Below are 2,504 nucleotides of genomic sequence, written 5' to 3'. Positions count from 1 at the left end.
ACCCGGACACCACCGCAACCAGCAACCCGCGCCGCAGGCGCAACACCTCAGACCCGCGACCACGCCTCCAGCGCCAGCCCCGGCTCCGCCTTCTGGCGGGCCACACGCAGGGTGCCGTCCTTGGACAGCGTCGCCATCACCACGCGGCCACGGCCGTCCAGGGCCAACGCCGGGGCGCCCACGCACTGTTCGCCCGTCGGGGTCCAGGTGACGCCCGCCGCCTCGTTCTCCGTCGGGTACGCGGCCAGCAGGGGGCGGCCGTCGAGCCCGCGTTGGGCCAGGATCGTGCAGTCGTGGCCGTCGACGGGGGTGCGGAGCAGGGCGATCGGGCCGGTGCCCGGGCCACCCAGTGGGGCGGTCTCGCCGTCGTCGAGGCGCCAGGCGTGCACCGTACGGTCGTCCTTGTCGCGCCAGTAGTGCGTGAGGCGGTCGGCGCCGGTGCGTTCCGAGGTGAGGGTGCCGGGGGCGACGTGCGCCGCGAAGCTCTTCAGATCGCGCTCGGCCTTCGCCGCCAGTTTGGGCTGGCGCCAGCGCATGACCGCGTCGTCGGTCGGGCCCAGGACCTCGATCAGGCCGTCCTCGCCCACGACGGCCGCCGACTCGCCGGTCATCCGGGACCCCTTGAGGTCCGCCCACGCGAGCCACGCCCCGGTGGGTTTCTGGATCCGGGCCGACAGGCCGCGGCCCGCGTTGCGGGCGAACAGGTGCAACGAGCCGTTGGGGTCGATCACCGCCGACGGCAGGCCGAGCAGGCCGCCACGGGCGAGGTCCTTCGGGTACGGCGTGCCGAGTGCCTGCCAGTCCCGCAGCGGGCGGCCGGTCTGGAACTGGACGGCGTAGACGACGTCCGTGCGGATCTGGTTCTCGGGGGCCGGCTTGCGCCGCAGGCCCACCAGATGGACGTACCCCTCGGTGCCGGTGGCGATGGACAGGTACGGCAACAGGCCGGGGGCCGGGAGGAGTTCGGGGCCCGACCAGCTCGGTCCGCCGAGCCGGTCCTCCGTCCAGCGCAGCACGCCGTTCTCGGTGGGCGCGTACGCGGTGAGCCTGCCGTCCTTGCCGCGCACCAGCCAGCCGGTGGTCGCGGGCAGTGCGCCGTCGGCGGTGGGGAGGGGGATGGATTCAGCCGGCCGGGCGCCGGTGTCCGGGGCCTCGCCGGGGCTGCGTCCGGATCGTTTCGACGTCCGTGCGGACCGCAGTGCCATGACCCACTGCCACCTTCCCCAGCGCATGAAATTTCCCCGACGATAGCATTCGCGGGCGAACGGGAACCGTACCGCCCCGGCCGGTTGTGGCACGCTCCTGAAGTGCGGATTCTACTGATTGTCGACGGGGCGAACGTGGTCGGTTCGGTGCCCGACGGATGGTGGCGGGACCGGCGCGCGGCGGCCGAGCGGCTGCGGGAGCGGCTGGTGCCGCTCGCCGTGGACGGGCTGCCCGGGGCCGGGATCCCCGGGCCGGTGGAGCTGGTGCTGGTCGTGGAGGGTCAGGCGCGGGGCGTGGAGTCCGTACCGGGGGTACGGGTGGAGTCGGCGCCCGGCAGCGGCGACGACCTGATCGCCGAGCTGGCCGCGGGCGCTGCCGGGTGGCCCTGTGTCGTCGTCACCGCCGACCGGGAGCTGCGGCGGCGGGTCGAGGCGTACGGGGCGCGGTGCGTGGGGCCCCGTACGGTGCGTCAGCTCCCGGAGGAGCGTACGTAGAGGACGGTGCCCTCGACGGTGCCGGGCAGCGGCTCGTACTGCGCGGCGAGCAACCGCCGCAGCGTCGGGAGGCGTTCGGGGGCGTACGGCTTGCCCCGGGAGTCGTCGACGATCAGGGCCGGCGGGCGGGCGCGCATCTCCTCGGCGAAGACCCGCCAGGCGCCGGGCATCCCGAACTCCTCGCCGACCTGGGGGCCGTCCCTGCCGCCGCTGAAGTTGGTGAGGAGGCCGGCGGTCAGATAGCGGCTGGCGGGTTCGCGGTCGGCGAGGCGGTAGGTCTGCGGGTGCATGCCCCACACGAGGACCCGGTCCGTGGGGTCGCTGTGTTCCCGTACGGCGGTGGCGACGCGTTCGGCGTGGGTGAGTTCGGCGTGGGGGGCGAAGAAGGCCCAGATCACGAAGAGCGCGCAGGCCCCGGCCGGTACGGACAGCACGTGTCTGAGCCGCTCGTGGCGCAGTGAGCGCAGGGCCGCGGTCGCCAACAGGGCGATGGGCGGCAGGAGTTGCAGGAAGTAGTGGCCGTAGAAGTGGAAGCCGACGGTGACGGCTCCGGCGGAGGCGGCGAACCAGACCCAGAGATCGGTGGGGGGCTTCCCGGCAGGCCCGCGGGTGGTCCGCAGGGCCCTGCGGACCGGTGGGACGATGCCGACGCAGCACAGGCACAGGATGAGGCTGTTCACCAACGCCCGGATGAGGACGTGGAGTTCGGAGCCGGTGAGGGAGAAGGCGTACGCCCCCGATCCGGTGACGGTCCAGAAGACGAAGCCCGCGGGGTCGGTCAGGAGCGCGGCGGCGGCGACCGGG

The 2,504-nt window shown here is 74.0% G+C and carries 2 protein-coding genes and 1 pseudogene; 1 reads left to right on the top strand and 2 read right to left on the bottom strand.

Annotation, left to right across the window (positions count from 1 at the left end):
• Window positions 1-47 precede the first annotated feature (47 nt).
• Window positions 48-1,205, bottom strand: a complete 1,158-nt coding sequence (locus BHU15_RS33355; protein WP_255293271.1) for a PLL family lectin — start codon at window positions 1,203-1,205, stop codon at window positions 48-50.
• Window positions 1,206-1,307: 102 nt separating this feature from the next.
• Here BHU15_RS33355 and BHU15_RS33350 point away from each other — a divergent pair, with 102 nt between their 5' ends.
• The gene (locus tag BHU15_RS33350) at window positions 1,308-1,700 is read left to right on the top strand and encodes an NYN domain-containing protein (RefSeq protein WP_107422979.1); all 393 of its coding nucleotides are present in this window, start codon (window positions 1,308-1,310) and stop codon (window positions 1,698-1,700) included.
• Here BHU15_RS33350 and BHU15_RS40535 read toward each other — a convergent pair.
• Window positions 1,676-2,504: pseudogene (locus tag BHU15_RS40535) on the bottom strand (glycosyltransferase); the annotation flags it as partial. The gene BHU15_RS33350 and the pseudogene BHU15_RS40535 overlap by 25 nt on opposite strands.

Source organism: Streptomyces niveus (genome assembly GCF_001723055.1).
In the GTDB taxonomy this organism is placed as follows: domain Bacteria; phylum Actinomycetota; class Actinomycetes; order Streptomycetales; family Streptomycetaceae; genus Streptomyces; species Streptomyces niveus.
Note: the sequence above shows the minus strand (reverse complement) of the source record. Positions and strands in the feature narration are given on the sequence as shown.

Bases quoted from the DNA above. Each gene is read 5' to 3' on its own strand.
- BHU15_RS33355 (WP_255293271.1), bottom strand. From the start codon at position 1,205: ATGGCACTGCGGTCCGCACGGACGTCGAAACGATCCGGACGCAGCCCC.